The sequence below is a fragment of the Aeromonas sp. s7(2024) genome (assembly GCF_040907825.1).
GTDB lineage: Bacteria > Pseudomonadota > Gammaproteobacteria > Enterobacterales > Aeromonadaceae > Aeromonas > Aeromonas veronii.
The window spans coordinates 400823-427446 of the sequence record NZ_JBFOCM010000016.1 but is presented as its reverse complement, the minus strand read 5'-3'; the positions used below and the strand labels follow the sequence as shown (position 1 = coordinate 427446).

Below are 26624 nucleotides of genomic sequence, written 5' to 3'. Positions count from 1 at the left end.
ATAAACAACAAAGAGGCCGACCGCAATGTCGGCCTCTCTTTTTATGCTTTCCCTTGCCGCTTTCTGCCCCCTTCCCCGCTCATTGCTCCCTCCCTTTTTCTGCCGCCCTCTGTTGTTACCATCCGTCACAACGCAATTGAGTTCTCTATCTATAATCATCATCTGGGTCGCATATGCGACCTTATTTATGAGGAGAGCGATATGGAGAGGGCGATACACCGTTTTACACTGCACTCACTCTGGTCAGGGCTCGGGATCCGCACCCGGATCCTCGCTGGCGTGGCGATACTGATGGCCATCGCCATCAGCTGCATCACCTTGATCCTCGAGCAGATATCCCACAGTCAGGCCCAGCAGCGGGTCGAACGCTACGAGCTGCCAAGCAGCGTGGATCGCATTGCCAACCAGCTGACCGCCCAGCTTATCCAGCACCTGACCGAAGCGCAGGCGCTGGCCAGCAACCGTTTTGTCATCGACTGGCTGACCACTGGCATGCCAGAGCAAGAGTGGCCCGCCATGGAGCGCTACTTTCAGGATCTGCAACGGCGGATCGGCGGCAACGTCTTTATCGCCCCCCGCCAGAGCAACATCCTGATCAACTTCAGCGGCGGTCCCACCGCCCAGAAATCGCTGAGCGAATCAGACCCGAAAGATGGGTGGTTTTTCGGCTTTCTCAAACGCAGCAAACCCTATGAGCTGAACCTCGACATCTCGGATTTTGACAAGCGCGCCTCCCTCTATATCAACACCGCCGTCACCCACGAGGGCAAGACTCTGGCGGTGGCAGGCACCTCCATTGACATGAGTGCCCTGAGCAAGCTCATCAGCGGCTATCGGATCGGCAAGAGCGGTCAGGTCTATCTGGCGGACATGGAGGGCAATATCGAGATCCACCCCGAGCAGGAGGTGGAGGGGGCCGCCCACCACCAGCAATCCTTCCTCGATACCGTCAAGCGGCTTATTCCCAATGCCCGGGAACAGGTGGCCGTAGAGGCGCTAACGCTGGAGGGACAAACCTACCTCATCGCGGTGCGTTACATCCCCACCCTCAACCGGCTGCTGATTGGCGAGATCAACAGCGCCGAGCTGGAAGAGGGCCTGCAGGAATCCCGCCAGCTCATTATCATGGTCTCGCTCGCCATCGGCGGGATCGCCATGCTGGCCTCCGCCTGGCTGGCTCACTCCATCAGTCGCCCCATTCGTCAGGCTGCCGATGGCATGCACCACATCACCGCCGATCGGGATCTGGCGACCCGCCTCGACTTCTCTGACGAGTCGGAGCTGGGGCTGATGGCCCAAAGCTTCAATCGGCTGATCCAGAGCCTGAACCAGAGCTTCTCCCGCTTCCAGCAGTCAGGCAGCGCCCTCTCCGCCCAGTCGTCCCAATCCATGCAGCAGGCCCAGGCACTGGCAGGAGAAGCATGCCAGCAGGCCCAGAGCATTCAGGAGCTGACCACTGTGGTCACCACCATCGGTGACAACGCCGAGCAGATCGCCAGCCGCTCTGAAGGGGTCAACGACGTGACCCAACGCATCGCCAACCATATGCTCAGCATCGAGCAGGATGTGACCCAGAGCGCCGCGCAACTCGACAGCTTGCGCAGCAGCATCGGCAGCTCCTCGGCCCTGCTAGATGAGGTGGTGAAAGACAGCAACAACATCACCCAGATCATGAACCTCATCCGCGATGTCTCGAACCAGACCAACCTGCTGGCCCTCAATGCGGCTATCGAAGCGGCTCGGGCAGGGGATATGGGACGGGGCTTTGCGGTGGTGGCCGACGAGGTACGCCAGCTGGCGGTGCGTACCCAGACAGCCACCAAGGATGTGCAGGATCTTATCTTGCGCCTGCAGGAGGGAACCCGGCAGGCCAGCAGCTCGATGGCAGACTCCCGCAACCTGAGCGAAGAAGGATACAACCGGATGAATCAGGCCAGAGAGGTGCTGGTTGATGCCACCAGCCAGATCAACCAGACCGCCCTCGAGATCAACGAGATCAACGCGCTGGCGCAGGCGCAGAATCAACAGATGGGTCAAGCCAGAACGGCGCTGGACGAGCTGGCCATGGTGGCCGAACACCAGCGGGAACACGCGCAGGAGAGCAATGCCGCCAGCCGCGAACTGTTCGAACTGGCTAAGGCCATCGACGAGCAGATCCGCCAATACCGGATTGGCTAGGCCCGGCGCGTCCCTCTCTCCCTCTCAATAACCAAGACGCCACCGCAGGATGGCGTTTTCATTTTGCAAATCATTTTGCCTGCGATCTCGAAACGGGAATGACGACAAAGCTCGCAAGCCATTGATAATTAACATAAAAAATGTGGAATGGCCATTGCTTAGTGATATCAGACTCAACAGAGGGATATCGCCATGAAACCGACCACCAATCAAGCGCCCGTAGCCCACGTCGCCACTCAAAAAGAGACACTGACCCCCCGCGAAGGCACCTTCCTGATGATGGTGGCCCAACTGGTGGTGCTCACCTGCATCGTACTGGCCGCCACCATCGGCGGCCTCTCCTGGCAGTGGACCCTGCTGCTGGCCATTCCACCGGTGATCGGCGGCGCCCTGCTCAGCCGGGTATGGGGCAAACTCCCCCGCTAACTGCGCTTCAGCTCACACACCTTCCCGAACCGGCGGCCGACCCTCAAGTCGGCCGTCTGTTTATCTGCCACCAGGCTAATGCTGATTGGCCGCAACGAAGGCGCGGCTTGTTCTTCGCCAAGCAAACCGCAGCGACGAACCGTTCAAACAAACCGTACAAACCAACCTGCACTACAGGGTATGGCTGCCAAGCTGCTCTTTAAGAAAGTCGAGCCAGACCCGCAGTCGGATATCCCGCTGGGCATCGGAGTAGAAGACCGCATTGATGGGGCGCGAGGCGCCACTGTTGCTGCGGGCCAGCACCTCCACCAGCGCGCCGCTCTCCCGATCCGGCCCGGTCATGAAATCCGACAGACAGACAATCCCCTGTCCCGCCAGCGCCAGCTGACGCAAAGTTTCGCCGCTGCTGGCTCGCAGGCTGGGGGTAATGGCAAAGCGATCCCCCTGCTCGGCACTTAGCAGCGGCCAGTGGTTGAGGTGATCGGGATGCAAAAATCCAAGCAGCTCGTGACCGCTCAGCAGATCCGTCGGTTGGCGCGGGGTGCCGCGCTCGCTCAAATAGGCGGGAGAGGCCAGCAGCCGCAACCGCGAACGGCCCAGCGGCAGCGCACGCAGGGAGGAGTCGGTCAGCTCGCCGATGCGGATGGCCATGTCCACCCGCCGCTCCATCAGATTGATAAAGCCCTCCGAGCTGTGCAGTTGCAGCTCGATGGCAGGATAGCGACGTCGAAACTCGCCGATAATTGGCACCAGCCGGTGCAGAATAAAGGGGGTAGCGGCATCGACTCTCAACACCCCTTCGGGTTGTTCCCGGCGCATCAGCAGATGCCCCTCCGCCTCGCTCATCTCGGTCAGGATCTTCACCGCCCGCTGATAGAACCAGCTCCCCTCCTCGGTCAGGCTGACCCGGCGGGTGGTGCGATTGAGCAGCACGGTTGAGAGCTTCTCCTCCAGCCGCTTGATGCCACGGCTCACCACCGAGTTGTCCATGCCGAGGTTCTCCGCCGCCTGGCGAAAACTGCCCGCCTCCACCACCGCCACAAACAGGGTCAGTTCATCAGAATGGGTCTTCATTGCTGTTATCCGGACAAGATTAATGGGCCTTTATAGGCGCAGCCGCTGTGGATTAGCAAGCGTGCTCAGAGAGACGATCTTGTTTTTCGAAGAGAAATAACCAGAGAGAATCACTATCTCTCGCCCTGTTTAATCAGTTGAATGCTATCAAAAGGAATCGTATGAAGCCATGCTATCAAGGGGATACATTAATGGAGTTTGAAGAACGGCTGGCTATTGCCCATCAACTACTGGCTGACAGTGGCCTCAAGGAATTTCACTACAATCCGTGGCTGTTCAAATTGCTGCGTAAACTCGGCGTCCCCGTCAAGCCGCCTTATTACGCGGGCTGGCTTACCAATTTCCTCTGTTCCGGCCTCTCTATTGCGCCGTTATGGGGTCTGATTATGTGGACATTCGTCTGGCATCCAGAGGGAAGGGATCTTTTATCAGCCCTGTTCAACACAGCCATGTTCGCTGGCGTATTTGGTCTTTTCACCTTAATTAGACTCTGGCTCAAACGCCGGCAGCTTGGATTGACCCCATGGGAGCAGTTGGAGCACCTGCACATCAGTGAAGGCACAGCAGAAGAAGGTTAAAACTCCTGCTGCCGATTGAAACTGAGTGCAATACAGGCTCTGAAGAGCACACTTTCACAGACTCGGACTCTCACCTTGCCAGATTTCGTTAAATTTTTTATCAGCTTTTCAATTAACTGCCTCATCCAAACCGCCATTGGCCTCTTGGTTCTCGCCTACAGGCTTTTCCGCCACCACAATGGCAACTGGCGCAGCTATCGACGAAGCTGGGATCCTCTCCCTCTATTTGCCTCCATTTTCCTTGGCATGGTGATCGCAAAAAAGCTTCATCCGGCCATCATGGCAGCCTTGTAGTGATTGGCCATAGCTTGGACGTTCAATCAAGTAGTTCACCAGATGATCAAACAGTTGTGCCCTCACTGTGAGATAAGCAGTGGATCAAAGCGTCCATACGGGCCAGTAATATCTCTTTGCGGGTTTTAGGTGGTTTGCCATTGAACGCGCAATCAGCGAAGGTGAGCTGGTGACTCATGCAGAAACAGGGGTGTTGACTACAAATTCAGACAATCATTCATAAAAATTTCTCACTACTGCTATTGCTGCTCTCCCCCCAATACTGTTTTGCGACCAGCGCCCTGTTTCCTGCAAGTCACGGCAGGCATACTGACCCTTCGTTTTTGCCAAGGAGGTTCAGATGTCATCACCCGTGATTGTGATTGCCCAGCTTGAAGCCAAACCCGAATATGCCGAACAGTTTCGTGCAGCCCTTGAGCCGCTGATTGCGGCCACCTTGCAAGAGGCTGGCTGCCAGCGCTATCAGCTGCATCAGGATCTGGACAATCCCCACAGCTGGATGCTCTATGAGGTATGGGAGAGCGAAGCGGCCCTTACCGCCCATCAGGGCCGACCCCACTTTACCGAGTTTGTCGCCAAGGCCGAGCCCTGGTTTGCTGGCAGCACCATTCGCCGCTATCAGCCGCTGGACGCCTGATCCGCCGCGCCACTGAGCGCCCTTTGCAACCCGTTTGAGGAGTAGCATGATGAAGATGCCCAACCTGGGTCTTGGAACCTTTCGCCTGACCGGCCAACCCCTGCACGACTCTCTGTTGCAGGGGCTGGAACTTGGTTACCGCCATATCGACACCGCCCAGATCTACGCCAACGAAGCCGAAGTGGGCCAGCTGATGAGCGAGAGCGGCGTGCCCCGCCAGGATATCTATCTGACCACCAAGGTGTGGACCAGCGAATTTGGCCCGAGCAAGGTGATCCCGAGCCTTGAGGTGAGCCTGGAAAAACTGGGTACCGACTATCTGGATCTGGCGCTGATCCACTGGCCCTCCCCCAAGGATGAAGTGCCGATGGCGGTCTATCTGGAGCAGCTGGCCGAGGCCAAAGCACAAGGCCTGGCCCGCGAGATCGGGGTCTCCAACTTCACCGTGGCCCAACTCAAACAGGCCATCGATATTTTGGGGCCGGGGGCCATCGCCCACCAGCAGATCGAGGTTCATCCACTGCTGCAAAACCGCAAGGTGGTCGAGTTCTGCAAAGCCCAGGGTATCGCCATCACCGCCTATATGCCGCTCGCCTATGGCAAGGTGCTCGCCGAGCCGCTGCTGATGGAGATCGGCCAGAGCCACGGCGTCTCAGCGGCGCAGGTGTCGCTGGCCTGGCTGCTGGAGCAGGACATGACAGTGATCCCGAGCTCCACCAAGCGGGAGAATCAGGCCGCCAATCTGGCCGCCCTCGATATCACCTTGAGCAGCGAGGAGATGGCCGCCATCGCCACGCTGGATCGGGGCGAGCGCTGCGTCAATCCCGACTTTGCCCCCGCGTGGGACTGACGCGAAAGGCGTGAGACTAAGCGAAGAAAAGGCTGGCTCGCCAGCAAGCCAGATAAAACAGGGAGAGCATCATGCTCTCCCTGTCTCTTTTCTTGCCTCACGCTTTGCAGCGCTTGCTGAACGTCCCGTCGCCATATTGATGCCAGATACAGCCCCGCAATCAGGGCGCGTTCTGGCAAAGGGCGGGATCGAACACCTGATTCCAGTCTGATTTCATATCGACCACCACCCAGCCCCGCGCTTTTGCCTGTGCCAGCCCGTCGATCAGCTTGCCGCTGGCTGGTGGATGACTGTCGTAGGCGTATTCGCGCTTGGCATCGGTGTGGTGCACCAACAAACCAAAAGTGTGGTAATCCGGGTTGGTCGAGGTGTATTGCAGCATGGGCACGTCGCCATCGCTGTTACCAAAGGCGCCGACCGGACGCTGCCCCATAAAAAGGTGAATGGCGGCCGGTTTCGCCTTGCTGTCATCGAAATAGGCGCCGTTCATGGTCTTGCGGATCTCGCTGCCCTCCCCGGTCAGGGCAAACTCGCCGAGGGTAAAGGATCCAATCACCTGCTGGGGCGGGATGCCATACATCTGCTCGGACATCACCCGCATAAAATCGACGCCGCCGCCGGAGACAATCCAGGTCTGGAAGCCATTATCCCGCAGATACCCCAGCAGCTGCTTCATCGGCAGATAACCGAGCTGATCGTAGTGGCAGCCAAAACGGGGATCCTTGCTGCTGTTGACCCAGCGAGTGACCCGCTCGGCAAACTCGGTGGTGGTCATGCCGCTGTGGGTCAGTCCCACCAGCTTGGCGAGCCCCTTCTCCCCCGATTTGGCCACGGCCTTGAGGTCGTTGTTCAGCACTGCCGCGACGATGGGGTCGGCCTTCCACTCCGGGTGTTCCGGCGCCAGGCGCTTGATCTCGTCCATCGCAAACTGCAGCTGATAGGTCATGGGCGCTTCAGGCCAGAGGGTGCCGTCATTGTCAAACACCACATGGCGCTTCTCTGGCGGAATAAAAGTGGCCTGCTGCTGATCGGTGGCATTGGTTACCCAGCGGGTGATCGCCTGCTTGGCTGCCGTGTCATTCCAGGCAGAGAGGGGATCGCTCTGGCCAGCCTGTACCGCAAAAGCGCCGCACAGCAGCAAAAGAGAGGAGAGTCGATTCAATGTCATCATGTTACCTGTCAGCTGGATGTTGCCTGTCTATTGCCTGTAGATGAAAGCGCACGGCCATCACAACACCGGCGCGCATGGGTTCAACACACACGGGTTTCACAGGGAAAATCCTATGGCGGCCAGCTTGTACTGGAGCTTAAGCAAGCTCAGAAAAGGAGCAGCGTTCATCCCGTTCTGCGAGGCAGATCACTGCGTTGCGCTCACGCAGCGGGCAGCACAACCCCCCCCCCATCGCCATTGCTGCTGATTTGGCAAAAGTAATTTGATGTCACCGTCATTTTTGCCAACAAAACCCATCGGCATACTGGCGCCATTCTCCCGTCGGGAGTCCCTAACCAAGGAGTTGTTATGCCACTGGCGTTATTTGCCCTTACCCTGAGTGCCTTTGCGATAGGCACCACCGAATTTGTGATTGTGGGGCTTATCCCCACCATCGCAGAGCAGCTCAATGTCTCGCTCCCCTCGGCGGGCCTGCTGGTCAGCCTCTATGCCCTTGGCGTAGCCATCGGTGCCCCCGTGCTCACGGCGCTGACCGGCAAGGTGCCGCGCAAGTGGCTGCTGGTAGGGCTGATGGCGCTCTTTACCGCCGGCAACCTGCTAGCCTGGCAGGCCCCCGGTTACGAGAGCCTGACCGTGGCCCGCATCCTCACCGGATTGGCGCACGGGGTCTTCTTCTCGGTGGGCAGCACCATCGCCACGGGTCTTGTGGCCAAAGAGAAGGCGGCGAGCGCCATCGCCATCATGTTCAGCGGCCTTACCGTGGCACTGGTAACCGGCGTACCGCTCGGCACCTGGATTGGTCAGGTCTTTGGCTGGCGTGAAACTTTTCTGGTGGTAAGCCTGCTGGGCCTCGTCGCCATGGTGGGTAGCCTGCTGCTGATCCCGAATAACCTGCCCAAGGGGGCTGCCTCGACCATCCGCGAACAGCTCTCGGTGCTCACCAAAAAACCGTTGCTGCTGGTCTACGCCAAAACCGCCCTCGGTTATGGCGGCGCCTTCACGGCTTTTACCTTCCTCGCCCCCATCCTGCAGCAGGTGAGCGGCTTTAGCGCCAGTGGGGTGAGCCTGATCCTGCTGGTGTACGGGGTATCGGTTGCCGTCGGCAATATCTGGGGTGGCAAGCTGGCCGACAAGATGGGCCCCCTGCCTGCGCTGAAGCTGCTGTTTGCCGGTCTGGCGCTGGTGCTGCTTGCCCTCACCTTCACCGCACCCCATCCGGTGCTGGCGGTGCTCACCGTGCTGGTGTGGGGTGCCTTTGCCTTCGGCAACGTGCCGGGTTTGCAGGTGCTGGTGGTCAAACAGGCCGAGCTGCACACCCCCAAGGCAGTGGATGTGGCATCGGGCCTCAATATTGCCGCCTTCAACGTCGGCATTGCGCTCGGCTCCGTGGTTGGTGGTTTTGTGGTAGAGCACCTCGGCCTAATGCACACCCCATGGATCGGTGCCCTTATCGTGCTGCTGGCCTACGGGTTGACCCATGTCAGCGAGCGGCAGGCCGCCCGGGTTGCCCTCCCCGCCTAAGTGACCCTTCCAGCAAGATGCAAAAAAGGCCGACACCTGTGTCGGCCTTTTCATGGCTGCGTCTCAAGACTCCTTGAGATCCTCATCGGCGGCCCAGCGCGCCTCCAGCCAGAGCAGGTTGACCAGCCCGCACAACAGGGCGAAGCCCAGCCCCAGAATCCAGGTGAAATACCACATATCGCATGATCCTTTGGTTAAAGAGGGTTAGTAGAGGCTGTGGCCGTGCTGGCGGATCTGCTGGGCGCTCATCTTGCCGCGCACCACCCGGTAGACCCAGAGGGTGTAGCCGATGTTGATTGGCATCAGCACCCCGACAATCCCCAGCATGATAAAGAGGGTGCGCTCGCTGGAGGTGCTGTCCCACAGGGTCAGGCTGCTGGAAGGATCCAGCGACGAGGGCAGCACGAACGGGAACAGGGCGATGGCGATGGTCAGCATCATGCTGGCGCAGGCGCCGCCGCTGGCGAGCAGGGCCGTGCGCGGCAGCTCGCGGGCGCTGGCCAGGCTGCTCACCATGGGCAGCACCAGGCCAAGTGCCGGCACGCACCAGAGCCAGGGATGGGCGACGAAGTTGGCAAGCCAGCCCTGCTGGGCCACCCCCACCTCCTTCATCAGCGGGGTGAGCGCCCCGTTGATATCACCAATCTCCAGCACCCGGTAACCGGCCATCTGGCTGAGCCAGACGCCGCCCAGGGCAAACAGGCCGCTCGCCAGCGGACCGAGCCAGAGGCTCTGGCGGGCGCAGCGCCGGGCGATCTCCCCCTGGGTCTTGCACTGCAGGAAGCTGGTGCCGTGCAGCAACAGCAGCGCCAGCGCCGTTCCCATGCAGGTCAACAGCAGCGGCCAGTGGAAGTCAAAGGCTCCGTAGTGGATGCGAAGGGCCGCATCGAAGCGAAACGGCAGCCCCTGCAGCAAAAAGCCGAGGGTTGCCCCAAACACCAGGGTCGGCAGCAGACCGCCCACCACCAGGGCGCGATCCCACCAGCGGCGCCAGACCGGGTCCGCCAGCTTGCTGCGATAGTCAAAACCGACCGGCCGCAGGAACAGGCCGAACAGCAGGAACATGAAGGGCACGTAGAGCGCCGAGAAGGCGGCGGCATAGACCAGCGGCCAGGCGGCAAACAGGGCGCCGGCCCCGGCGATGAGCCACACCTGGTTGCCCTCCCACACCGGCCCCACGCTGTTGAGCAGCACCCGCCGCTCCTCGTCGTTCTTGGCCACCACCGGCAGCAGCATGGCCACGCCGAGATCGAAGCCATCCATCACCACGAAGCCGACCAGCATGAACAGCACCAGCCCCCACCAGATCAATTTCAGGGTTTCGTAATCCATCAGGCAGGACTCCCGTTTTGCAACACTTCACCTTGATAGCGACCCGTCTGCAGGCTGGCGGGCCCTTTGCGGATCACATGACGCAACAAGAACAACTCCACCACCAGCAGGCTGGTGTAGATGAGACAGATGGATATCAGGCTGAACCAGAGCTGGCCCGGGGTCAGCAAGGAGACGGACGCCGACACCGGCAGCACGTCGCTGATGGTCCACGGCTGGCGACCGAACTCGGCCACGAACCAGCCCGCCTCGATGGCAATCCAGGGCAGCGGAATAGACCAGAACAGGGCCTTGAGCAGACGCGGGGATTGCACTAGCTTGCCCCGGCACAGTTGCAGGAAGGCGGCAGCAAACAGCGCCAACAGCACCACGCCGATGCCCACCATCAGCCTAAAGCTCCAAAACAGCGGCGCCACCTGGGGGATGGAGTCCGCTACCGCCTTGGCGATGGCCGCCTCGTCCGCCTTGCCAATCTCCTTGGCATAGGGGGTGAGCAAGAGGCCGTAACCCAGATCCTGGCGATGACGCTCGAAGGTGGCTCGCGCCGCCTGATTGCTGCCATCGGCCCGCATCGCTTCGAGCGCCTCGTGGGCCAGCATGCCGCTGCGAATGCGCGCCTCGTGTCGCGCCTTGAGATCTGTGAGCCCCGTCACCTGCTCATCGAGGGAGCGGGTGGCGATGATGCCCATCAGATAGGGGATCTTCACCGCGGCATGGGTGGTCTCGGCAGCCTGATCCGGAAAGCCGAACAGGGTGAAGGAGGCCGGCGCCGGCTCGGTGTGCCACTCCGCCTCGATGGCGGCCAGCTTCACCTGCTGCACCTCGCCGGTGCGATAGCCCGACTCGTCGCCGAGCACGATGACCGAGAGGATGGCCGCCAGACCAAAGCCCGAGGCAATGGCAAAGGAGCGCAGGGCGAAGCGCACCTCCATGCGGCGCAGCAGATACCAGCTGCTCACCCCCATCACGAACAGGGAGGCCGCCACATAACCCGCCGCCACCGTGTGCACGAACTTGACCTGGGCCACCGGATTGAAGATCACCGCGGCCACGTCCACCAGCTCCATGCGCATGGTCATGGGGTTGAACTCGGCGCCAACCGGGTTTTGCATCCAGCCGTTGGCGATGAGGATCCAGAGCGCGGAGAGGTTGGAGCCGAGCGCCACCAGCATGGTCACCAGCAGGTGCTGACCGCGGGAGAGCTTGTCCCAGCCAAAGAAGAACAGACCCACCAAGGTGGACTCGAGGAAGAAGGCCATCAGCCCCTCCACCGCCAGCGGCGTGCCGAAGATGTCGCCGACATAGTGGGAGTAGTAGGCCCAGTTGGCACCGAACTGGAACTCCAGGGTAATGCCGGTGGTCACCCCCATCACGAAGTTGATGCCAAACAGTTTGCCCCAGAAGCGGGTGATGTCCTGATAGATCACCTTGCCGGTCATCACATAAGCCGACTCGGCGATCACCAGGATCCAGGACAGCCCCAGCGTGAGGGGCACAAACAGGAAGTGGAACAGGGCCGTGGCGCCAAATTGCAGGCGAGACAGGCTGACCACGTCATCCGGATTGATCATGCGTCACTCTCTTTTGTTGTATTTGCCTTGCACGTTTCGTGCGTGACAAGTACATCACGGAGCATGACACCTATAACAGATGCAGTTATATTGAATTACACCTATAACAGTTGATCCAGATCATGTCCCTTTACCAGCAGTTGGCCGACCGCCTGCAAAGCCAGATCGACGATGGTATCTGGCAACCGGGGGAGCGCATCCCCTCCATTCGCCAGAGCTGCAAGACCCACGGGCTCAGCCCCATGACCGTGCTGCAGGCCTATCAACTGCTCGAAAGTCAGGGGCGGATCCTCGCCCGCCCCCAGTCCGGCTACTACGTCAAAGCCGCTTCGCCGCAGGTCGTGCAGCACACCCCGAGCCAGACCCACTACAGCGGCTCGGTGGATATCAACGATCTGGTGTTCGAGGTGTTGCAGGCGAGCAAATCGCGGGATCTGGTGCCCCTTGGCATGTCGGTAGCAGACCCGACCCTGTTCCCCCATCCCCAGCTCGGGCGGGCCCTGGCCAGCTGCATGCGCAAGCTCGATCCCTTCAGCACAGTGGCCGATCTGCCCCCCGGCAACGAAGCGCTGCGCCGCGCCATCGCCCAGCGTTACGCCAGCGATGGGGTGGCGGTCAATCCGCAGGAGATCATCATCACCACAGGTGCCATGGAGGCGCTCTCCCTCAGCCTGCAGGTTCTGACCGAGCCCGGTGACTGGGTGGTGGTGGAGTCCCCCACCTTCTATGGCGCCCTGCAGGCCATCGAGCGGCTGAAACTCAAGGCGGTGGAGATCCCGGTCATTCCGGGGGTGGGCATCGATCTGGCGCTATTGGAAGACGCCCTCACCCGCATTCCGGTCAAGGCCTGCTGGCTGATGGGCAATGTGCAGCACCCGCTGGGCCACACCATGCCGGATAGCCACAAAGCGCAGCTGATGGCGCTGCTCAACAGCCATGGGGTGCCGCTGGTGGAGGATGACGTCTATGCGGAGGTCTACTTTGGCCGCGAACGCCCCAAGCCGATCCGCCACTGGGATCAGCGTGGCGACAGCCTGCTCTGCAGCTCCTTTTCCAAGTGTCTGGCGCCGGGCTTTCGGGTCGGCTGGGTGGTGGCCGGGCCCCATGCCGAGCGGGTGCAGCGGCTGCAACTGATGTCCACCCTCTCCACCAATGTGCCGAGCCAGCTGGCGCTGGCCGAGATGCTGCGCCAGGGCGGGGTCGATGCCCACTTTCGCCGCCTGCGCCACACCCTGGCCCAGCGCCAGCAGCAGATGCGGGCGGCCCTGCAACGGCTGTTGCCGGACGAGGTGCGGATCTCCTCCCCCGATGGCGGCTACTTCCTCTGGCTGGCGCTGCCTGCCCATTTCGACAGCCGCGCCCTGCACGCCAAGGCTCTGGGCAGCGGTTTTTCAGTGGCCCCCGGCGCGCTCTTCTCCAGTCAGGGGCAACACAACCACTGCCTGCGCCTCAACAGCTCCCATCCCTGGAGCGAACAGCTGGAGCAGGCCCTCACCCGGCTGGCCGCACTGATTGCCGCGCAGCTCGGTGAAAAGTAACGAGGCAAGGAGCCGCTGGCGAAACGAACAAAGGCCCGCAACGGGCCTTTGTGATTGGGGGGACGCGCCTTGTCTCGCCATAAAAAACTGATCATCTGGCCATGATCTGCGACTGCACCTTGAAGCCCAGCGCCTCGTAGAGGGCTTTGGCGCGCTCGTTGAAGGCCATCACCTCCAGCCGGATTTGCTGAGCATCACGGGCCTTGGCCCACTCATCGCAATGGGCGATCAGCGCCTTGCCAATCCCGCGGGAGCGGTGCTGCTCATCCACCACCACCGAGCCGATGCGGCAAATCGGCGCACGGGTGAGAAACGGCACGCTCTCATTTATGTCTATCCGTGCCGTCAAAAAGCCCACCACCCTGCCATCCTGCTCGGCAACGCAGAACAGACGCCCTTCCGCGCCGATGGCGCTCAGCAAAAATGCCCGCTCCTCTGGCGAAGGGGGGCAGAACACTTCGGGATAGTGTTGATGGTGGATCTCTCCTATCTGCCGGTTCAGCTCGACAATGGCGTCGATATCCAGTTCGGTCGCCTTGCGTATCTCCAACGGTTGCTCCTTGCAAAAAAGGTGATGGTCCTGCGCCATCTTAGGGGCTGTACCCCGTAATCCAAATAGGCTCATCCGCATCTTTTGGCGGGCAGCAGAAAAAACAACGCCCCTTGAGCGGGGCGTTATCGGCAATCCATGGCGATGAGGGCTATCAGGCGGGGGCGTTAAGCTGGGCCACCTGCCGCTCGATGCTCCCTTTGAGGTTGTCATCGAGTTTGAGGGCCCGCGCCAGCTCGTCGAGATAGCCGCGCTCCATAAAGTGATCCACCTCGATGGCAAGCAGGGAGGCGAGATAGACCTCGGTGGCCAGCTCCATATCGGTCACTTCCCGCGCCAGCGCGTGGGGATCGAGGGGACGGGCCAGCTCGGCGTCAATCCAGCGGGCGACATCGCTCTGACCCTGTTCGGTCAGGTACTCCTGAATTTTCTGGCGCTCGGCGCCGTCGATATGTCCATCGGCCCGGGCCGCGGCCACCATGGCGCGCACCAAAAGCGCCGCGCGGGCATCCAGCGCATTGCCTTCCAGCCCACTGATGGGATGGGTGGGCTGGGCCGGTGCCGCCTGCTGGGCCTGCCAATCCTGATAGAGCTTGTAGGCCAGCCCGCCAAGGGCCGCAGCGCCGCCCACGGCAGCGGCCTTACCGCCATATTTGCGCACTTTTTTATTGCCCAGCAACAGACCGAGCGCACCACCGGCCAGCGCCCCCTGCATCTGCCCCTTGCGCTTGTCTCCGCCTTCGTTGAGCCAGCCTTTGCCAGCCCCCAGCAACTGTTCCAGCATCTGTTTCATGGTGTCACTCCTGCGGCTATGTTCCCGTCGATAGAGCAAGATAGTGACCCCGCCCCCCTGAATCGGGGATGAACCCTTGACCGGGCAGGCCGATGGGGCAAAGCTCAGGGAAACCCTTCAGGCAATAAGGATGTAACTGTGCCCAATCGCGAACTGATCCTGCAATTTCTGGCCGAACCCTCCGACGTCAATTTCGGCGGCAAGGTACACGGCGGCATGGTGATGAAGTGGATCGATCAGGCGGGCTATGCCTGCGCCGCTGGCTGGTGTGGTGGCTATGCGGTGACCGTCTATGTGGGGGGGATCCGCTTTTTGCGCCCCATCCAGATTGGCCAACTGGTAGAGGTGCACGCCCAGGTTATCCACACCGGCACCACCAGCATGCACCTGGCGGTGGATGTCTACAGCCGCCACCCCACCGACACCGAGCGCCACAAGACCACCCACTGCATCATCATCTTCGTGGCGATGGATGAGCAGGGCAAACCGACCCCTGTGCCTCAGTGGCAGCCGGTGAGCGAGAGCGATCTGCAGTTGCAGCAGTACGCCAAAAAGCTGATTGCCCTGCGCGAGGAGATCGACAAGGAGATGCGCCAGCACCTCTGACCTTGGTGATTCCCCTGCCCGATAGAGGGGGCGCTTTCGGCCAACGGCGGCGCCCCTGTATAATCCCCCCTCTTCCCGCAACCGGAACCCTGCCCATGTCACTGGAAACTGCCCCGCCCGAGGTGAAACTCGCGGTGGATCTGATTGAACTGCTGGAAACCAACCAGTTGGCCCCCGAACTGGTGCTGGCGGCGCTGGCCATCGTCAAAAATGACTACGAGCGCAAGCTGGCGGAGGGGAAGGATCACTGATCCCCCCGCACTTTTTCCGCCTTATCTTTCCGGCTTCAGTTTTTCCCCACAGAATTTTTCCTCACATAGCCACTCACTGCGGCCCCATCACCTTGTCACAGAGGGCGATCAGGGCCGCGCTCAAGCGAGTGAGCGGCTCGCTCCCGCTTCCCCCGGCATGGAGGGCCAGCTCCACCGGCGCCACCTTGGGCCAATGGGTCAGGGCCAGCTGATCGGCGGGCATCAGCCGTTTGGGCAGCAAGCTCACCCCGATCCCCGCGCTCACCGCCCCCTGCAAGCTGGCAAGGCTGGCGCTGACATAGGCGATACGCCAACGCCGACCGAGGCCATCGAGCGCCTCGGTAATCTGCCGCCGATAGAGCCCTTCGCTCGGGAATACCACCAGCGGCAGCGGATCCCGTTCCCGTGCGGGCCAGTCGCGACTGTCGACCCACACCAGCGGCTCGCGCCAACTGGCAAGGGGCGAACCCTGTCCGCGCACCTGCTTGACCAGCGCCAGATCCAGCTCTCCCGCCTCGAAGCGCTGCCAGATCTCGTGGCTCAGGCCACTTTGCACCTCCAGCCGTACCTCGGGGTAGTCGCGGGCAAAAGCGGCCAGCACCGGGGTAATGGCACCTGCGGCGAAATCCTCCGGCACCCCGAGGCTGAGCGCCACGCTCCCTTCCGTCACTTGTTCTTCGGCCTGCGCCAGCAGCGCCAGAATGCGGCGGGCCAGCCCCAGCAATTTTTCCCCCTCCGCCGTCGCCACCACCTGACGGCCAGCACGATCGAGCAGCGGGCAGCCGAGCTGCTGCTCAAGGCGGCGGATCTGCTGGCTGATGGTGGATTGGGTCAGATGGACCCGTTCACCGGCGCGGGTAAAGCTGCCGGTGTCGATAATGGCGACAAAACTGCGCAGTAACAGGGGATCCAGCATGGGGCACTCCATTTACAAAACCACTGAACTCCATTCTATCATTTAATTTCCAAATGACTTTCGAGCCCGCTAGGCTGGCGCTTTTGCCTCCTTTGACGGTGATCTGCCATGTTCAGCCCCGATGACTCCGCGTCCCGAATGCATCCCACTTCTCCCAGAACCGGAAACTGCACCCGATGAATCAACGAAATGCGGATCAACCCGCAGGCCAGACTGCCCTGCTGGTGCTGGTGATCCTGATTGGCCTTAATCTGCGCCCCTTTCTTACCGCCATCGGCCCGCTGAGCGGCGAGATTGGCCGCGCCCTGTCGCTCGGGATGGATACCCTGGCCTGGCTCACCCTGCTGCCGCTGTGGCTCATCGGGATTGGCGTGCTGCTCACTCCCAGCCTGCGTAGACGCGCCAGTGCGTGCCAACTATTGGGGGCGGCCCTGCTGCTGCTCGCGGCGGGCAGTGCCCTGCGTTTTGATGCCCAGAGCGGCGCCCTGCTGATCACCACAGCTGCGCTCTGTGGCCTGGGTTCGGCGCTGGTGCAGGGGGTGCTGCCCGCCCTTATCAAGCAGCACTTTGCCCGCAAGGTGCCGCAAGTGATGGGGATCTTCTCTGCCTGCATGATGGGGGGCGGGGCGCTCGGTGCCAGCCTTACCCCAAGGCTGGCAGTCAGCCTCGACTGGTCGCGGACGCTGGCGCTCTGGAGCCTGCCGGTGCTGCTGGCCCTCATCTGGCTGGGGTGGAAAGTGCGTCTGCCAAGCACCGCGGCAGTCGCTATTCCTCACGGCGAACAGCGGCTGATCACCCTGCCCCGCAGCTGGTTGCTGATCGTCTGCTTTGGCATCATCAATAGTGGCTACGGCATCGTCGTGGCCTGGCTGGCCCCCGCCTATATGGCGAATGGCTGGAGCGCCGCACAGGCGGGCGAGCTGGTCGCCTGGCTGGCACTGGCCCAGACCGCCAGCGGCCTCGGTCTGCCGCTGCTGGCGGCGCGCAGTCTGGATCGGCGACGGTGGATGGGCCTTGCCATCGCCATGCAGCTGGCGGGATTTGCCGGCCTCTGGCTGGCGCCAGCCAGTGCTCCCATTCTCTGGTGCATGCTGTGTGGTGCCGGTCTTGGCGGCAGCTTTTCGCTGATCATGGTGATTGCGCTCGATCACCTGCCCGACCCGCGCCGCGCGGGCACCCTGAGCGCCCTGATGCAGGGGTTCGGCTTTATGCTGGCGGCCACCGGCCCTTGGGTGGCGGCGCGGCTCTATCACTATATGGGCGACTTTGCGGCCGCCTGGCAGTGGCAACTGGGGGGCTTGCTGCTGATGAGCCTGCTGGTGCTGCGCCTCGACCCACGCCACTATCCCCGCGTTATGCGGTTACCGACCGCCAGCGAGCCAACCCTTTCGGCGCCCCGCCCAACCGACTCTGCGACCCAAAGCAACACACCGGCCTGAGGCCGGTGTGTTGGGGATAACCGTGTTAGGGATGACAAGGTAGGCTGACGCCACTCAGGGGAGCAACTCAGCGCCCCTTCTTCTGCCGTCCGGTGTTAGCGGTGCGCGGCTTGCCAGCGGCCGGTTTGCCTCCCTTGGGAGCCCCTTTGCCAGCACCGCCCTTGTTGGCTGCACCTTTGCCCGCACCACCCTTGACCACCGGCAGCTTCTTCTCAAAGGCTTCCGGGCCCGGCACATTGGGGCGCCCGCCAATCTCGTGATCGTCATCGCGGCGCGGCTTCTTGCCCTGCCCCGGTTTGGCGCTTGGCGCCGCAGGAGCCTTGGCCGCCTTGGGCTTGTCGCCTTTGGCCGGTTTCACCTCGGAGGAGGAGTCCTCAATCAGCTTGAACAGATCGATCAGCTCGTCGTCGGTGAGATCGCGCCACTCGCCCACCGGCAGCCCCTTGAGGCTGACGTTCATGATGCGGATGCGCTCCAGCTTGGTCACTTCAAAACCGAAGTGCTCGCACATGCGGCGGATCTGGCGGTTAAGCCCCTGCACCAGGGTGATGCGAAAGACAAACGGCGCCTCTTTCTTCACCTTGCACTTCTTGGTTACAGTACCGAGGATCGGCACCCCGGCCGCCATGCCGCGCACAAACTCGTCGGTCACCGGCTTGTCGACGGTCACCAGATACTCTTTCTCGTGATCGTTGCCCGCCCGCAGGATCTTGTTGACCAGATCGCCGTGGTTGGTGAGGAAAATCAGCCCCTGCGAATCCTTGTCGAGCCGCCCGATGGGGAAGACCCGGGTGCTGTGGTTGACGAAATCGACGATGTTGTCCTTCTCGCCCGCCTCTGTGGTACTGACGATGCCCACCGGCTTGTTGAGGGCGATCAGCACCAGACTGTCCGCCTCGCGCGGCTCGATCACCTGACCGTTCACCTTGACCAGATCGCCAACCTGCACCTGATCACCGATCCCGGCCCGCTTGCCGTTGATAAAGACGTGGCCCTGCTCGATAAAGCGGTCGGCCTCACGGCGCGAGCAGATGCCGCTCTCGCTGATGTATTTGTTCAGGCGCATGGATTCGTTAGCCAGCATGAGTCACCTGCCACAGGTTCTGGGCCGCGCCCGGTTGTGCCATCGCCTGTTCCGGCTGCGCCGGGGAGGCTGTCTGCTGCATCAGCCAATTCACTACGTCAAAGTTCTGCATACCATTCCATCTTCAAAAAAGGCCAATGCCAGCTTATCCATCAAAAAACGCCGCTACAGTAGCATAATTGCCCCCTTTCAGGGGCAGATAGTTGCAAGATAGCAGCGCCCAAGCGGGCATCTGCGGACAAGTTCACGCCACCAGATGGCCCGCGATGCAGCCTTCGAACGGCCAGCCTGATGCCAACGGCAGGATCAGGCGCCCACAGCCAGCGCGGACGAACGCCATCAACTATACATATCACCTTGTTTCCATTAGGCTTTAAGCCGGTTGGCTGCGCCCAATGTGCTGCGCCAAACTCGCCCGCCCAAAGGCGGCCCTACCCCTATCGCCAAGGATTGCACCATGCTGGCTCACACTCGCCGCCTTGTTCGCCGTGCTCTGCTGACCCTGTTGCTGCTGTTGCTGACTGCATGGGCGGTGATCGCCTACTTCGCCTGGCAGGCGGCGCCGCTGCAGCTGTGGCACACAGTGGTGCCCCCCGAACTCAGCGCCGATGAGCTCGACAGTAGCGACTGGCAAACCTATCTGGCCCGCGAAGCAGAGCTGTTCGAACTGGTGGCCACCGAGGTGGTCGCCAAGACACCGCCGGAGCAGCAACTGGCCAGCAATCGCTACTATCAGGACGCCCCCATCAATCCCGCCCGCTTTCAGCAGAACTGGAATCGCTCCTACCTGCTGCGCCCCGAGGGGGAAGTCAAAGGGGTGGCGGTGCTGCTGCACGGCCTGACCGACTCCCCCTACAGTCTGCGCCATCTGGCCAGACGCTATCAGCAGCAGGGATTTATCGCGCTGGGGCTGCGGATCCCCGGCCACGGCACCGTGCCCGCTGGCCTCGTGGATGTGGATTGGGAGACCTGGCTGGCCGCCACCCGACTGGCGGTGCGGGAGGCCAGATTGCTGGCACCGGGCAAGCAGCCGCTCCATCTGGTGGGCTTTTCCAACGGCGGCGCGCTGGCGGTGAAATATGCGCTCGATGCGCTGGCCGACCCGAGCGGCACTCTGGCAAAACCGGATCGGTTGGTGCTGATCTCTCCGATGATCGGGGTGACCCGCTTTGCCCGCTTCGCCGGGCTCAAGGCCGTGCCTGCCCTGCTGCCCGCCTTTGCCAACGCCGCCTGGCTCGACACCATGCCGGAGTTCAACCCGTTCAAGTACAACTCGTTCCCGGTCAACGGCGCGCGCCAGTCCTATCGCCTGACCCACGCCATCCAGCAGCAGGTGCGCCAACTGGCCGCCAGTGGCGAGCTGGCGGCGTTTCCCCCCGCCCTCACCTTCCAGTCGGTGATGGACTATACCGTCAGCACCCGCTCCATCATTGCCGATCTCTACCACTACCTGCCGGCCAACGGCAGCGAACTGGTGCTGTTTGATATCAACCGCAGCACCCTGTTTGGCCCGCTGATGAGCTCGGCCTCCGAGCTGGCGCTGCACCGCTTGCTGCCAAACGCCCCCGGGCACTATCGCCTCACCGTGGTGGGCAATGTCGCACCAACCGCCCCCGCGACGCAGGCCAGAACGCTGGCCAGCGCAGATCAGCCTGAGCAGCTCTGCTCGCTGGGTATCGACTATCCCAAGGAGATCTACTCCCTCTCCCATGTGGCGCTCCCCTTCCCGATGGACGACCCCCTCTATGGCATGGCAGCGCGCCCGCAGCAGCGGGAGCAATACGGCATCAATCTCGGCGGTCTGGCCCTGCGTGGCGAGCGCGGCGTGCTGATCGTCAACCCCGGCGCCCTCACCCGCACCTCCTCCAACCCCTTCTACCCCTATCTGCAGCAGCGGGTAATGGAGACCCTCACCGCCCCTCCCGTCGCCCCGTCTGCTGCCGTCCCCCCTGCCAGCAGCGGTCAATATGATGCGGCCTATCAGGCCGAGCTGGAGCAGTTTTTACAGGAGAGCGACGAGAGCAGCCCGCCTTTCTAGGGCGTGTGTGGCGAATCGGCGAAGCTGCGCGGGCACTTGGCGCGATAGCGATACGAGAAAGGGGCCGTCAAGTGACGGCCCCTTTCTATTGATGATGGCGATGGAACTGATGGCTTGGTGGACTCAGGGATAACGGCTGACCTCAATCAGGTTTTGGTCTGGATCGAGGAAATAGACAGATTCTATAGGCCCGCAAGCCCCGCTTTTGGTCACAGGCCCCTCGACAATCTCCACCCCGTGGCAGGCCAGCTGGGCCATCACCTGCTTCAGCGGCCAGCGGGTGATAAGGCAGACATCCCCCGACCCCACCTGCGCCCGGTTGCGCGGCTCCTGCCCAAGCAGTTGCAGATTGATCTTCTGGTTGCCAAACCCTACCGCCCGGCGCCCCGCACCGAAGGTAATGGCCTCCATATTGAGCACCGAACTGTAAAACGCCACGGCCCGTTCGATATCACTGACCGTCAATACCAGATGGTCGATATGGCTGATCATGGTTACCTCCTGGTGGTGATCTGGCTGATGTGACCGACATATGCCCGCAAACATCCGACTGTTGCCACCACAGCGGGCTACCCCATCATACCCGGCAAGGGGAAACCCATGTGTGCCGTGGCGCGCAAAGAGAGCGCAAATGTTCTGGTCAGATAAATTCGCGTTACTGCACCGCAGCGCACGCTTTCTCCCGCTGGGCCAGCAGGGCTTCATCGTCACTGTCCATTGCCGCCAGAATCGCCTGATTGCAGGCGCGCTCCGCCAGCTTGGCAGGACTCTGCTTGGCATCCCCAATCTCTGCAATCATCGGCCGATAACTGATGGCCGCCGAGCAGTACATGGTGCGAAATTTGGGCAGTTGCCAACTGCTGTCATCCTGCCGGGTCAAGTCATCGCACAGCTTGTGAAACAGGGCGGACGCCTTGACCGTGCACTGGCTAAAACGCCGAACATCCTGCTGGTAGGGACGACAAACGCTCGGCTGCTGGATCTGCCACAGCTGAAAAGAGAACGGGACCGACTCCCCCTCATACTGCACCACCAGCGTCTTGGCCTCAGTGCCATAGATATCCGCAACCTGCTGCTGTACCAGATTGAGATAAGCCGAAAAAAGATAGGAAACCGGATCCATCACCACCTCCCTGTGGTTGTCACTGCCGGGCTTTATTACCGAAAACCGGGGCGATTTTCAAACGAGTAACAGGTGACAACAGCTTACTGATTTGGTTGGAAAAAATGATACTCTTCTCGCCACCCACATGTACAACGTTCAAGGCTAAAGTGCGATGCAACAATGCGGTATTTATGAACAGCTCATTACTCAACTGCTGACATCTCGACTCGACCGCGAGCGCTTTTACGTGGGGGAACGCCAACTTGAGCCTGCCGAAGCGGCAGTTTGGTTATCCAGATTTCTGAGCCGGGTTTTGGAATATGCGGTGGGCTCGGTAACTGGAGAGGATCAGCTGCAACGGCAGATTGAGCTGGCTAACCAGTTATTACTTTGGCTAAAGGATCGCACACAAGACCCAGACTTTATTGGCGAGAACCTCATTGATAGTCAGGGAAAAATTCTGACCGCGCTCTACCAGTTGGATAACCCCATCTCCGCCAATTTAAAGCAATATGCCGAGGATATTTTCCCTCTGACCGGTCTAACGCAAAGTGAGCTGTTCTGCGGCAGCAATGCGGGTTTGTCGATGGAGTCGGAGATTAAACGGGAGATATTGTCTGCAGATAGCATCTGCTGGCTGGTCTCATTTATCAAATGGGCAGGTATCCGGATTTTCCGTCATGAGCTGGAAGAGTTCACTCGCAGCGGCCGCCAATTAAAAGTAATTACTACCTCTTATATGGGGGCGACCGATGCCAAGGCAGTTGAATTTTTAGCCAACCTCCCCAATACCGAAGTCAAACTCAGCTATAACACCCAGCGCGAGCGGTTGCATGCCAAGAGCTATCTCTTTTGCCGAAATACCGGCTTTCATACCGGCTATATAGGTTCCTCCAATCTCTCTCACTCAGCCCTCACTAGCGGCTTGGAGTGGAACCTAAAAATCACCTCGCAAGAGATCCCTCATATTATCGAGAAATCTCTGAGTACCTTTGAAACCTATTGGGAATCCGATGATTTTGAGCTGTTTGATGGCAAGCTCGAAAGCCGTACAAAATTGCAGCATGCACTACAAGAGGCCCGTGGGGATGGGGACAAAAATAGCCCTGCCTATTTCTTTGATATCACGCCGTTTCCCCATCAACTGGAGATCCTTGAACAATTGGCGATGGAGCGCGCTTTACACCAGCGCTTCCGTAACTTGGTGGTTGCGGCCACCGGTACAGGGAAAACCCTGATCTCCGCTTTTGATTTTACGCGTTTTCTGAAAACCAAACCCGACGCCAAGTTCCTGTTTGTCGCCCACAAAGAGGAGATCTTGCGCCAAGCATTAGCCTCGTACCGCGGTGTGCTCAAGCAATCCAATTTTGGCGAACTCTTAGTCGGCGGCGCCGTGCCAACCCACTACCGTCAACTATTTGCCTCGGTGCAATCCTTGAATAACCAGCTGGCTAATTTACGTCTTAGCCCAGATTATTTCGATTACATCGTCATTGATGAGGTTCACCATATTGCGGCGGCCAGTTATCGTGGTTTGCTCGCCGCCTTTGAACCTCACATTCTGTTGGGGTTAACCGCAACGCCAGAGCGCCATGATGGCGGTGATATTCTTGCCGACTTTTGTGGTGTCATCGCAGCAGAGATCCGCTTGCCCGAGGCCATCAATCGTCGCCATCTCTGTCCGTTCCAATATTTTGGTATCGATGATGATACTGACTTGCGCCAAGTGGCTTGGAAAAATGGCCGTTATGACATCACTGAACTCACCAATATCTATACCCACAATCAGCAGCGGGTACAGAAAATAGTCCAGAGCCTCAATGAGATCGTCACCGATATTACCAAGATCAAAGCGCTGGCATTTTGTGTGAGCCGTGAACATGCCGACTTTATGTGCAAGGCATTTTTATTGAAGGGCATCAAGGCTGACATCCTCACCAGCGATAATCGAGACGAGCGGCATAGTAAACAACAAGATTTGCGCACTGGGGTTATCAATATTCTCTGCGTGGTGGACATCTTCAACGAAGGGGTTGATATCCCGGAAGTCGATACCTTGCTGTTTTTACGACCAACGGAAAGCCTCACTATCTTCTTGCAGCAATTAGGGCGCGGCCTGCGGCTGGCGAGCGATAAAGAGTGCTGCACCGTGTTGGACTTTGTTGGCAATGCCCGTGCTGAGTATGACTTTGCCCAGAAATTCCGGGCACTGGTGGGTAAAACTAATAAGGCGATCAGCCACGAGATCAAACAGGGCTTCCCTCATGCCCCCTTGGGCTGCCGCATCGAACTCTCAAAACAAACCCAAGAGTTAATTCTGAAAAATATCAAAAAGGCGACCCTCAATACCTCACGCCTCATGGGCCTGATCCGCCGTTTCTCACAGGACTGTGATTTACCACTGACGCTGGCGAACTTTTTGAAGTTCTACCCTCACATCAGCCTTGAGGAGATCTACAAGCGCGGCAATTGGACCAACTTGGTCAAACAGGCCCGCAACCATACCATTTCTGAAATGAGCGATGAGAAGCTGTCGACCCTCTACACCCGGGCCATCAAAACCCGGCTATTGGGCTGCGATGCGCTCCATTACTTGAACTTCTTACAAACCTTGGTGGAAAGCGCCTTTACCTTAACGGCTGAGCACGATGAGCGGATGGCCTTGATGTGCCATTACGACTTCTGGCAACAGAGCGGCCCCACTGCAGGCTTTAGCTCCTTGGCGCACAGCCTGAAACAACTCAATCAACCTGAATTAAGGGCCGAGCTGGCAGATCTGTTGCCCATGCTGATCAACCGGGTGCAACACGAACAAAGCGCCATGCCAAACCTTCCCGGTAATCCGCTGCAACTGCATGCTCGCTATGCCAGAGAGCAGGTGCTGGTTGGCTTTGGCGCGACCACCTTCGCGCAGCAACCCACGGCTCGCGAAGGGGTCTATGTCATCGCAGAGCAAAATATCGAGTTGCTGTTCGTGACCTTGAACAAAACGGAACAGCACTTCTCCCCCACTACCCGTTATCACGACTACGCCATCAACGAGTCGCTGTTTCATTGGCAGAGCCAAAACAGCGCTCGCCCAGAACGGGGCAAGGGGCTGAGTTACATAAACCACAGAGCAGAAGGTAAGCGCTTGTTTTTGTTCGTCCGCGAGCAGAGCAAAGATGAATTTGGCCGCACCCTTGGCTTTGTGAACTTTGGTGAGGTGGAGTACGTATCCCACACTGGCAGCCAACCGATGAACATTAAATGGCGTCTCACTACTCCGATGCCGCCATTTATGTGGAAAGAGGCCGCCAAACTGGCTGTTGGTTAGTAAGGCTTCTCACCCGGTGGGTGATATGACGCAAAACCCACCGGATTCTCGCCCAAAACCCCGTCTAAATTATCCAGTTGCATAATAACCATGCGGCCTTGCGGTTGTTTAACTGGCCCTAACGTCAGATAATACCGCCCGCCTTCAAACCCCGATAACCCGACTTTCAGTGACGGTAATTGATGACTGAGTACCTGCTTTTATTGATCGGCACCGTGCTGATTAACAACTTCGTGCTGGTGAAATTCCTCGGCCTCTGCCCCTTTATGGGGGTCTCCGGCAAGCTGGAAACCGCCATCGGCATGGGGCTGGCGACCACCTTTGTTATGACCCTCGCCAGTGCCAGCTCCTATCTGGTGGAGCACTATATCCTGCTGCCGCTGGATATCGCCTATTTGCGCACCCTCGCCTTTATTCTGGTGATCGCCGTGGTGGTGCAGTTTACCGAGATGGTGGTGCGCAAGAGCAGCCCGACCCTCTATCGCCTGCTGGGGATCTTCCTGCCCCTCATCACCACCAACTGCGCGGTGCTCGGGGTGGCGCTGCTCAGCATCAATGAGCGACACGACTTTATCCAGAGCGTGATCTACGGCTTTGGCGCCGCCATCGGCTTCTCGCTGGTGTTGATCCTGTTTGCCGCCATGCGCGAGCGTCTGGTCGCCGCCGATGTGCCCGCGCCGTTTCGCGGGGTGTCGATTGCCATGATCACCGCCGGTCTGATGTCGCTGGCCTTTATGGGCTTTACCGGCCTTATCAAGATATAACCATGATCCATATTCTCTTTGCCATTCTGGTGCTCACCCTGCTGGCGCTGGCGTTCGGGATTATCCTGGGCTTTGCCGCCGTCAAGTTTCATGTGGAAGCAGACCCCATCGTCGATCAGCTCGATGCCCTGCTGCCCCAGACCCAGTGTGGCCAGTGCGGCTATCCCGGTTGCAAACCCTACGCCGAGGCGCTCGCCAACGGCGATCAGATCAACAAGTGCGTGCCCGGTGGCGAGGCCACCATGCGCAAGATTGCCGATCTGATGGGGGTCGAGCCCCAGCCACTGGGGGGCAGTGACGAGGCCGCCGTGCCAGTCAAGAAGGTCGCCTTTATCCACGAAGATCAGTGCATCGGCTGTACCAAGTGCATTCAGGCCTGCCCGGTGGATGCCATCGTCGGCGCCACCAAGGCGATGCATACCGTGATTGCCAACGAGTGCACCGGTTGCGATCTCTGTGTCGATCCCTGCCCGACCGACTGCATCGAGATGATCCCGGTGCCCACCACGGTCGATAACTGGAAGTGGGATCTCAATAACGTGCATGTTCCGGGCAAGATTCCGGTCAAGATAGTGGAATAAACAGCGGAGCA

Annotated in this window: 26 protein-coding genes; 14 read left to right on the top strand and 12 right to left on the bottom strand. The window is 60.1% G+C overall.

The genetic code is table 11. The features are described 5' to 3' along the window. The first annotated feature begins 201 nt into the window (after positions 1-201). Together AB5Y73_RS06935 and AB5Y73_RS06930 are read left to right on the top strand one after the other, a co-directional pair. Entirely contained in the window at positions 202-2178 is a 1977-nt protein-coding gene (locus AB5Y73_RS06935; protein WP_118854014.1) for a methyl-accepting chemotaxis protein, read from the top strand. 192 nt (positions 2179-2370) lie between these two features. After that, positions 2371-2604 carry a hypothetical protein gene (locus AB5Y73_RS06930; protein ID WP_113738681.1) on the top strand — a complete coding sequence of 78 codons (234 nt, stop codon included), beginning with the start codon at positions 2371-2373 and terminating at the stop codon, positions 2602-2604. A 171-nt stretch (positions 2605-2775) separates the two neighbouring features. Here the strand turns inward: AB5Y73_RS06930 and AB5Y73_RS06925 are convergent, their stop codons facing one another. Further along, positions 2776-3678 (bottom strand): LysR substrate-binding domain-containing protein, encoded by a 903-nt coding sequence (locus AB5Y73_RS06925; protein ID WP_107682356.1) that lies wholly within the window; start codon positions 3676-3678, stop codon positions 2776-2778. A gap of 191 nt (positions 3679-3869) precedes the next feature. Here AB5Y73_RS06925 and AB5Y73_RS06920 point away from each other — a divergent pair, with 191 nt between their 5' ends. From AB5Y73_RS06920 to dkgB, 3 genes are all read left to right on the top strand, one after another. Further along, positions 3870-4256, top strand: coding sequence for a DUF6404 family protein (locus AB5Y73_RS06920; RefSeq protein WP_118854781.1), 387 nt, complete (start codon positions 3870-3872; stop codon positions 4254-4256). Between the two features lie 634 nt (positions 4257-4890). After that, entirely contained in the window at positions 4891-5187 is a 297-nt protein-coding gene (locus tag AB5Y73_RS06915; protein WP_118854015.1) for a putative quinol monooxygenase, read from the top strand. A 46-nt stretch (positions 5188-5233) separates the two neighbouring features. Continuing rightward, complete coding sequence (gene dkgB, locus AB5Y73_RS06910; RefSeq protein ID WP_181497431.1) at positions 5234-6037, top strand: 2,5-didehydrogluconate reductase DkgB; 804 nt, start codon at positions 5234-5236, stop codon at positions 6035-6037. A 160-nt stretch (positions 6038-6197) separates the two neighbouring features. Here dkgB and AB5Y73_RS06905 read toward each other — a convergent pair whose 3' ends face one another. Next, a complete protein-coding gene (locus AB5Y73_RS06905; protein ID WP_233267785.1) occupies positions 6198-7208 on the bottom strand; it encodes an HAD family phosphatase in 1011 nt (336 codons plus the stop codon). Between the two features lie 348 nt (positions 7209-7556). On the opposite strand from AB5Y73_RS06905, the gene AB5Y73_RS06900 reads away from it, so the two are divergent. Next, positions 7557-8729: an MFS transporter gene (locus AB5Y73_RS06900; RefSeq protein ID WP_107682349.1), complete on the top strand. Its 1173-nt coding sequence runs from the start codon at positions 7557-7559 to the stop codon at positions 8727-8729. Positions 8730-8792: 63 nt separating this feature from the next. On the opposite strand, the gene cydX is transcribed toward AB5Y73_RS06900, so the two are convergent. The 3 genes from cydX to AB5Y73_RS06885 are packed head-to-tail and all read right to left on the bottom strand — an operon-like array spanning position 8793 to position 11632. Beyond that, positions 8793-8906 carry a cytochrome bd-I oxidase subunit CydX gene (cydX, locus tag AB5Y73_RS06895; protein WP_005310033.1) on the bottom strand — a complete coding sequence of 38 codons (114 nt, stop codon included), beginning with the start codon at positions 8904-8906 and terminating at the stop codon, positions 8793-8795. Between the two features lie 27 nt (positions 8907-8933). Beyond that, entirely contained in the window at positions 8934-10061 is a 1128-nt protein-coding gene (gene cydB, locus AB5Y73_RS06890) for a cytochrome d ubiquinol oxidase subunit II (RefSeq protein WP_039215757.1), read from the bottom strand. Further along, positions 10061-11632 carry a cytochrome ubiquinol oxidase subunit I gene (locus AB5Y73_RS06885; RefSeq protein WP_107682348.1) on the bottom strand — a complete coding sequence of 524 codons (1572 nt, stop codon included), beginning with the start codon at positions 11630-11632 and terminating at the stop codon, positions 10061-10063. Before AB5Y73_RS06885 ends, cydB begins: the two co-directional genes overlap by 1 nt. A gap of 122 nt (positions 11633-11754) precedes the next feature. Here AB5Y73_RS06885 and AB5Y73_RS06880 point away from each other — a divergent pair, with 122 nt between their 5' ends. Continuing rightward, positions 11755-13170 (top strand): PLP-dependent aminotransferase family protein, encoded by a 1416-nt coding sequence (locus AB5Y73_RS06880; protein ID WP_058058766.1) that lies wholly within the window; start codon positions 11755-11757, stop codon positions 13168-13170. A gap of 91 nt (positions 13171-13261) precedes the next feature. Here the strand turns inward: AB5Y73_RS06880 and AB5Y73_RS06875 are convergent, their stop codons facing one another. Together AB5Y73_RS06875 and AB5Y73_RS06870 are read right to left on the bottom strand one after the other, a co-directional pair. Beyond that, a complete protein-coding gene (locus AB5Y73_RS06875) occupies positions 13262-13720 on the bottom strand; it encodes a GNAT family N-acetyltransferase (RefSeq protein ID WP_181497432.1) in 459 nt (152 codons plus the stop codon). Between the two features lie 154 nt (positions 13721-13874). Next, positions 13875-14513: a tellurite resistance TerB family protein gene (locus tag AB5Y73_RS06870; protein ID WP_042656069.1), complete on the bottom strand. Its 639-nt coding sequence runs from the start codon at positions 14511-14513 to the stop codon at positions 13875-13877. Between the two features lie 138 nt (positions 14514-14651). On the opposite strand from AB5Y73_RS06870, the gene AB5Y73_RS06865 reads away from it, so the two are divergent. Beyond that, a complete protein-coding gene (locus AB5Y73_RS06865) occupies positions 14652-15119 on the top strand; it encodes an acyl-CoA thioesterase (RefSeq protein ID WP_181497433.1) in 468 nt (155 codons plus the stop codon). Between the two features lie 95 nt (positions 15120-15214). Next, complete coding sequence (rsmS, locus tag AB5Y73_RS06860) at positions 15215-15370, top strand: pleiotropic regulatory protein RsmS (protein ID WP_005359642.1); 156 nt, start codon at positions 15215-15217, stop codon at positions 15368-15370. A gap of 73 nt (positions 15371-15443) precedes the next feature. Here rsmS and AB5Y73_RS06855 read toward each other — a convergent pair whose 3' ends face one another. Continuing rightward, complete coding sequence (locus tag AB5Y73_RS06855) at positions 15444-16286, bottom strand: LysR family transcriptional regulator (RefSeq protein ID WP_107682346.1); 843 nt, start codon at positions 16284-16286, stop codon at positions 15444-15446. A 176-nt stretch (positions 16287-16462) separates the two neighbouring features. On the opposite strand from AB5Y73_RS06855, the gene AB5Y73_RS06850 reads away from it, so the two are divergent. Further along, a complete protein-coding gene (locus tag AB5Y73_RS06850; protein ID WP_107682345.1) occupies positions 16463-17725 on the top strand; it encodes a cyanate transporter in 1263 nt (420 codons plus the stop codon). Between the two features lie 67 nt (positions 17726-17792). On the opposite strand, the gene rluF is transcribed toward AB5Y73_RS06850, so the two are convergent. Continuing rightward, on the bottom strand, positions 17793-18809 hold the full coding sequence (gene rluF, locus AB5Y73_RS06845) for a 23S rRNA pseudouridine(2604) synthase RluF (RefSeq protein WP_107682344.1): 1017 nt from the start codon (positions 18807-18809) through the stop codon (positions 17793-17795). Further along, the gene (locus AB5Y73_RS06840; protein WP_005337590.1) at positions 18799-18921 is read right to left on the bottom strand and encodes a hypothetical protein; all 123 of its coding nucleotides are present in this window, start codon (positions 18919-18921) and stop codon (positions 18799-18801) included. Before AB5Y73_RS06840 ends, rluF begins: the two co-directional genes overlap by 11 nt. A gap of 345 nt (positions 18922-19266) precedes the next feature. On the opposite strand from AB5Y73_RS06840, the gene AB5Y73_RS06835 reads away from it, so the two are divergent. Further along, positions 19267-20847 carry a carboxylesterase gene (locus tag AB5Y73_RS06835; protein WP_107682343.1) on the top strand — a complete coding sequence of 527 codons (1581 nt, stop codon included), beginning with the start codon at positions 19267-19269 and terminating at the stop codon, positions 20845-20847. A gap of 123 nt (positions 20848-20970) precedes the next feature. Here the strand turns inward: AB5Y73_RS06835 and AB5Y73_RS06830 are convergent, their stop codons facing one another. Together AB5Y73_RS06830 and AB5Y73_RS06825 are read right to left on the bottom strand one after the other, a co-directional pair. Next, positions 20971-21339 carry a VOC family protein gene (locus AB5Y73_RS06830; RefSeq protein WP_107682342.1) on the bottom strand — a complete coding sequence of 123 codons (369 nt, stop codon included), beginning with the start codon at positions 21337-21339 and terminating at the stop codon, positions 20971-20973. Between the two features lie 163 nt (positions 21340-21502). Then, positions 21503-21970: a hypothetical protein gene (locus AB5Y73_RS06825; protein ID WP_107682341.1), complete on the bottom strand. Its 468-nt coding sequence runs from the start codon at positions 21968-21970 to the stop codon at positions 21503-21505. Positions 21971-22124: 154 nt separating this feature from the next. On the opposite strand from AB5Y73_RS06825, the gene AB5Y73_RS06820 reads away from it, so the two are divergent. The 3 genes from AB5Y73_RS06820 to rsxB all read left to right on the top strand — a co-directional run bounded on the left by AB5Y73_RS06820 (position 22125) and on the right by rsxB (position 26613). Next, positions 22125-25268 carry a DUF3427 domain-containing protein gene (locus AB5Y73_RS06820; protein WP_107682340.1) on the top strand — a complete coding sequence of 1048 codons (3144 nt, stop codon included), beginning with the start codon at positions 22125-22127 and terminating at the stop codon, positions 25266-25268. A 182-nt stretch (positions 25269-25450) separates the two neighbouring features. Beyond that, positions 25451-26032 (top strand): electron transport complex subunit RsxA, encoded by a 582-nt coding sequence (gene rsxA / locus AB5Y73_RS06815; protein ID WP_107682339.1) that lies wholly within the window; start codon positions 25451-25453, stop codon positions 26030-26032. 2 nt (positions 26033-26034) lie between these two features. Beyond that, positions 26035-26613 carry an electron transport complex subunit RsxB gene (rsxB, locus tag AB5Y73_RS06810; protein ID WP_005350799.1) on the top strand — a complete coding sequence of 193 codons (579 nt, stop codon included), beginning with the start codon at positions 26035-26037 and terminating at the stop codon, positions 26611-26613. Positions 26614-26624 lie beyond the last annotated feature (11 nt).